Raw genomic sequence first — 3,763 nt, forward strand, 5'->3', positions numbered from 1 at the left:
CTCGGCTCGATCAACACTTCACTCTTCACCGACTGGGCGATAAAGCACTTCTCGTGGGCGCGCTGGTGCAGGGCCTGGATCTTGCCGGCGTCCGGCTGTTCGCCGCTGAAGGTCACCAGCGGCTGCAGTAATACCTGCCGCACATAAATCATTGCCTGCTCGTTCTGACCAAGGATGGCTTCGGGGGCATCGTCGTAGCTGGTCACGGAAAGGCCTTCGCGGGCCGCTTCGGTGAGAAACGACAGCAGGTGGCAGCTGGCCAGGGCGGCGATAAAGGCTTCTTCCGGTTCCATGAATTCCTGCTGGCCATGATGGCCATCCACCACACGAACTTCATTGCCATCGGCCAGGTGCCAGAGGTAGTGATCCTCGCCGTGGGCGTTCCAGCTCAGATGCATAGTGTGTTGTGGCACGACATATCCCCGGTTGGTTTATTCTTCAGGGCAGTATGCCATCAAAACAGCCACTTGCCATGGCGGCTTTGGTCGAAGTCGGTGACAAAACGTCAGTGGGAGGTGTCGGGTGTATCCGGGAATGGCAGGTTGCGACGAGTGGTGGCTGGGGAAAACGTTACCGCCACCACTCGTGTGTTTGTTCTAGTGCGTGGTGCTATCCAGGGCCATTTCCCAGTAGCGGAATACCGCCACATTGACCAGAGCACTCATCAGGCTTACCGGCAGGCCCACCAGCAATGCGGCAGCCTGGGGGTGACTGACGGCGGCGGTGACCAGTGATGCCAGAATGCTGCTCATTAAAAGATAGGCAAGGAAAACCAGTACCAGTACCAGTAGCAGCGGCCACTGCTGGGCTTCTGTCATGGCGAAGGACTGACGCAGCGCATCGATGGGATTGCGGCGCTTCAGGACGACCAGGAAAGGCGCGAAGCATAGGCGGGTGTAGACCCACAGAGCAGGGAAGAAAAACGCAAGCCAGCCCAGTGAGACACCAACGGCCATGATGGCATAGGTGGCCAGCAGCATCGGATAGACCAGCAAGGCGGCTGCCAGACACTGTAGCAGCCCTGCCGGTTTGCCGGTGCGCGCGGCAGCTAGCTGGGCAATCAGCGCCCCTTCCGCCAGCGGACGACTGAGTAGCACGATGGCCAGGCTGATGCCGCTGAACTGCAGGGCGCCGCCGGCTTCTTCCGGGAAAACAAAACTGGGGCCAAACAGCCACTGGCTGGCTTCAGTGAGCAGGGCAAAGGGGGCGGTGACCAGGAAAATGGGCCCGAGGTTGCGCCACCAGAAATAGAGAATTTCGCGAAAACGTTGGCTGATCATGTCGGTTGCAAAGTTGAGGCTGGAAAGTTCAGCGGGAAAGGCGCTATTTCACCACAGCAGGCGCGGAGTTCACAGAGAAAGCAGGCGAATAGGCGTTGCGGGCTTGCGGGGGGAGAGGCGTGTAATGGGGTTGGCCGCAGGTAGGGTGCAGTTTGCCTTAGGCGCAGTGCACCCTACGAAACAGTCGGCCGTGGCGATTGTTCACCACCAGTACTTGCCCCAGTTTTCCGGGTTGGCCCAGAAGCGCGGGTTGTTCCATTTGCGCTCGAAGTTGTAGTTGTCCAGATCGTAGCTGTAGATGTTCAGCTCGCGGCCATCCTGGGCGAAGTGGCCCTGTTCCCGGCAGCCCAGTGCCAGGAAGCCATTGCTGGGCCAGCGCAGTTTCTGCGGGGCCAGGGTGGGCTGGTACACCGCCACCATGGAATCGGTGTGCAGGTTTCGCAGCAGGCCCATCAGCGCCTCGCCGTCCCGCTGGCTCATATATTCCAGCTGGTCGGCCACGATCGCCATATCCACCCGTTCGATCTCTTCCAGTGCCGCAAAGGGATCCTGCTCCTGGATTTCCACCAGCTTGCAGTCGTGATCCTTGCACCATTGGCTGACGACGGGGATGGGATTGAGGCTGACGGTAACAATGGAGGAAGGCTGGTGGCTATCCAGGATAGCGGCCAGACGTTCCTGGGGGGATTCGGTCATGGGGTGTGCCATCGCGGTATTCATGAATTCAGTCTAGCGCGGTTGTGCAGGGCTTTCGATAGGGGAACGTAAAAACGTTGGCGGCTGAAGGTTCGAGGCGCGGATCGAGTTTGGCGAGGCGGCAGACAGTTCAAGCCCAGGAGGATTATCTGGAAAGAGATAATTGTGCTCTGCAATCCCTGATTGCCCTTTGAGTGATTTTCTCGCAAGCGAGGTTCGGGGCTTCAAGCGGCTTGCCTACGCGTTGGCCTTGGATCGTCTGGTTGGCGGGCTGTTTGTGATCTTCCTCAGGAAATCAAAAAAGAGCGTTGACTGCCAGTCAATCAATAATGATAATGATTCTCATATACAGACAAGGAGGCCAGCATGACCCAGCTCAAGAAGAATGTCACCGCTACCCCTCGACGGGTTTCTATCAATGCAGAAAGCAGTATTGCCAGCAGCCTGCTGCTTAACCATCAGGGCAAGCTCTGGATTGAGCATGATGGCGAGCGTTACCTGCTGCGACGCACCTCCAACAATCGATTGATCCTGACCAAGTAACGCGGCACGCAACAACGCGCTAAGGGTATTCAGATTTCGGCGCGGCATCCGGGCAGCAACAATCAAAGCCCTTGTTCCTGGTCGCGTGATGCAAGCAGTGTCTCAATTTCTCCCTGACGTGGATCGCCAGCCGCCGCCAGCTTTCCACACCTAATAACAAGCACCGTCGACAAGTATCGATGGTGTGGCGATCTGGAGGCAGCATGTCAGTGATGGCGTGGTCCCCGGCGCCGGCGGCATCTCCTCTGCTTCGTCAGTGCGGTGCTGCACTCGGTGATCGGGTTTTACGATTGCAGGACGAACCGTTGGCCATTCTCAAGGCCCTCTATCGACTCGGCTCGCTGGTGGTGACGACGTTTACCAGTGGCTCCCGGGTTTCCCAGAACATGCATTACCCGGCGTTTCATGAAGGGGAATGGTGGCTGGAGTCGGTGGGCGATCGTTGTCGGTTACGGCAAAGTCTGCAGGTGTCCCAGTGGCATTCAGTGCTGGCGGTGCTGGAGCCCACCGGAGCCTTGCCGGCTCGCAGCCTGGTGTTTTTCGATCGCCAGGGGCAGCCATTGCAGCAGATGGCGGTAGCCCCGGATAGTGGTGGCCTGGCCTTCGAGGAGCTGGTCTGTGCCATGCTGCATCCGGATCAGCAAACGCTGAGCCTTCCCGCCGGGTTGCCCCGGGTTGTAGCCGGTGATCTGGGGCCGCTATCGCAGCTTGAGCGGGACTGGGCCGGCAGCGCCGATGACGAGGACTTCACTCATCTGCTGCAGCGTTGTGATAACCAGCGGTCAGTTCTGTACCGTTCGGTGCGGGATAGCTTTGCCTGCCCGGTACGCCCGGAAACCCTGCCGGCGGTGCTGGCGGAAGCCTCGCGGCGTGACGAGGCGACCACGCTGTGTGTGGGCAATCAAGGTGTGCGTCTGTGCATGACGGCACCCTGGTCGTCACCGCGCTGGCAAGACAGCCATTGTCATCTCGTCCATAACGGTGCCCTGGTGTCGCTGGATATGGCAAGAATGCAGAGCCTGTGGCGGCTGCGCAAGCCCGGTGATGGGCAGGTGATCACGGCGCTGGAAGCGCTGGATGAAAACGGTGACTGGTTGTGGACGCTGTCCGCCGGCGAAGCGGAGTCAGACTGGCGGGCGTTATTGAGGGATAGCGTGATTCGGTAGCTACAAGCTACAAGCTACACTCGATTGGATAGGGAAAGACTGGACAGTTCCTCAAGTTCCGAGATACCTACGAAGCCG

Annotated in this window: 5 protein-coding genes; 2 read left to right on the top strand and 3 right to left on the bottom strand. The window is 59.0% G+C overall.

What is annotated here, in order from left to right:
- The 3 genes from HUJ17_RS11995 to HUJ17_RS12005 all read right to left on the bottom strand — a co-directional run.
- A partial coding sequence (locus HUJ17_RS11995) for an OsmC family protein (RefSeq protein ID WP_290510911.1) occupies nt 1-413 on the bottom strand: 413 nt, incomplete at its 3' end.
- A gap of 183 nt (nt 414-596) precedes the next feature.
- Nucleotides 597-1,280: a hypothetical protein gene (locus HUJ17_RS12000; RefSeq protein WP_290510912.1), complete on the bottom strand. Its 684-nt coding sequence runs from the start codon at nt 1,278-1,280 to the stop codon at nt 597-599.
- Between the two features lie 201 nt (nt 1,281-1,481).
- Entirely contained in the window at nt 1,482-1,976 is a 495-nt protein-coding gene (locus HUJ17_RS12005; RefSeq protein ID WP_290510913.1) for a DUF6231 family protein, read from the bottom strand.
- Between the two features lie 366 nt (nt 1,977-2,342).
- On the opposite strand from HUJ17_RS12005, the gene HUJ17_RS12010 reads away from it, so the two are divergent.
- Together HUJ17_RS12010 and HUJ17_RS12015 are read left to right on the top strand one after the other, a co-directional pair.
- Complete coding sequence (locus HUJ17_RS12010; RefSeq protein WP_290510914.1) at nt 2,343-2,519, top strand: hemin uptake protein HemP; 177 nt, start codon at nt 2,343-2,345, stop codon at nt 2,517-2,519.
- 203 nt (nt 2,520-2,722) lie between these two features.
- On the top strand, nt 2,723-3,685 hold the full coding sequence (locus tag HUJ17_RS12015) for a ChuX/HutX family heme-like substrate-binding protein (protein ID WP_290510915.1): 963 nt from the start codon (nt 2,723-2,725) through the stop codon (nt 3,683-3,685).
- Nucleotides 3,686-3,763 lie beyond the last annotated feature (78 nt).

It is taken from the genome of Alcanivorax sp., from assembly GCF_014762765.1.
Lineage (GTDB): Bacteria > Pseudomonadota > Gammaproteobacteria > Pseudomonadales > Alcanivoracaceae > Alcanivorax.

Bases quoted from the DNA above. Each gene is read 5' to 3' on its own strand.
- HUJ17_RS12000 (WP_290510912.1), bottom strand. From the start codon at position 1,280: ATGATCAGCCAACGTTTTCGCGAAATTCTCTATTTCTGGTGGCGCAAC.
- HUJ17_RS12010 (WP_290510914.1), top strand. From the start codon at position 2,343: ATGACCCAGCTCAAGAAGAATGTCACCGCTACCCCTCGACGGGTTTCT.
- HUJ17_RS12005 (WP_290510913.1), bottom strand. From the start codon at position 1,976: ATGACCGAATCCCCCCAGGAACGTCTGGCCGCTATCCTGGATAGCCAC.
- HUJ17_RS12015 (WP_290510915.1), top strand. From the start codon at position 2,723: ATGTCAGTGATGGCGTGGTCCCCGGCGCCGGCGGCATCTCCTCTGCTT.